General features: G+C 67.8%; 1 protein-coding gene. It reads right to left on the bottom strand.

The genetic code is table 11. The features are described from left to right. Positions 1-1,325 (bottom strand): mannose-1-phosphate guanylyltransferase/mannose-6-phosphate isomerase (locus LJ725_RS28800; RefSeq protein WP_230554363.1); only part of this gene is annotated, 1,325 nt, incomplete at its 3' end. Between the last annotated feature and the right edge of the window lie 96 nt (positions 1,326-1,421).

The following is a 1,421-nucleotide window of genomic DNA, read 5'->3' as shown; positions in this document are numbered from 1 at the left end:
AGGAGCTCGCTGCCGGGATTGGCGAGGCGATGGACGCCGCCGATCGGGATGTAGGTCGATTCGTTCTCGCGCAGGGTCATGACCTTGCCGTCGAGCGTGACCTCGGCGACGCCCTTCACGACCACCCAGTGTTCGGCGCGACGGTTGTGGCTCTGCAGGCTGAGTTTGGCGCCGGGTTTCACCGTGAGCCGCTTGGCCCGGAAGCGCTCGCCTCGGTCGATGTCCTGGTAGCTGCCCCACGGGCGGTGCATCACGGCATGCTCGGTCGCGGCGCGATGCTTGCCGTCGGACATGCGCTGCACGACGTCCTTGAGGCGCGGAAGGTTGTCGCGATGGCCGACCAGGACGGCGTCGTTCATCGACACGACGACGACATCCTCGACGCCGATCACGGCGGTCAGCGGCCCGTCGGAGCGGATGTAGGAGTTGCGCACGTGGTCGATCTCGACCGGTCCCTCGGTGACGTTGCCGGCGCTGTCGGCCTGGCCGACGTCGAGCAGAGCGTCCCAGGTACCGAGATCGGACCAGCGGAAGCGGGCGGGCACCACCCAGCACTTGTCGGTGCGTTCCATCACCGCGTAGTCGATCGACTTGGCGGGGGCCTTCCCGAAAGCATCGGCATCGAGGAACACGGTCGAGCCGGTTTTCTTGGCCTTGGCGACGGCCTCCTCGGCCGCGGCGGCCATCGCCGGTTCGAAACGCTTCATTTCCGAGAGAAGCAGCTCGGGCGGGAACAGGAAGTTGCCGCTGTTCCACAGCAGGCCCTCGGCGATGTACTGCATCGCCGTCTGGGCGTTGGGCTTCTCCACGAAGGCCGCGACCTTCATCACCGGGCCGATCCTCTCGCTGCCGGGGCGGATGTAGCCGTAGTCGGTCTTCGGTTCCGTCGGCGGGATACCGAATGTGACGATGCCGCCCTTCTCGACGGCCGCCAGCCCCTCCCGGCAACCGGCGAGGAATTCCTCCGAGCCGATCACCAGATGGTCGGAGGCGAGTGCCAGCACGGCCTTGGCGCCCAGACCGCGCGTATAGGCGGCGGCGGCGGCCATGGCGGGCCCCGAATCACGGCGGGAGGGCTCGACCAGGATGTCGATCTCGACGCCGATGTCGCGGGCCTGGCTCTCGCACATGAAGCGGTAGGCGTCGTTGGTCGCGATCACCGGCTTGCCGAACAGGCTGCGGTCGGCCACGCGGGCCAGCGTCTGCTGGAAGGTCGACTGCTTGCCGAGCAGGGGAACGAACTGCTTGGGCATGCTCTCACGCGACAGCGGCCACAGGCGCTTGCCGGAGCCTCCGACGAGGATAACGGGCGTTATGAGCGACATTGCGACAGCTTTCGTTGCCTGAGGGGCGCCTAGCGGGCGGCTTCTGCGGCCGCGTGCCGGGCCGCGATATAGCCGAAGGTGAGGGCGGGGCCAATG

It is taken from the genome of Reyranella aquatilis, assembly GCF_020880995.1.
Taxonomy (GTDB): domain Bacteria; phylum Pseudomonadota; class Alphaproteobacteria; order Reyranellales; family Reyranellaceae; genus Reyranella; species Reyranella aquatilis.
Note: the sequence above shows the minus strand (reverse complement) of the source record. Positions and strands in the feature narration are given on the sequence as shown.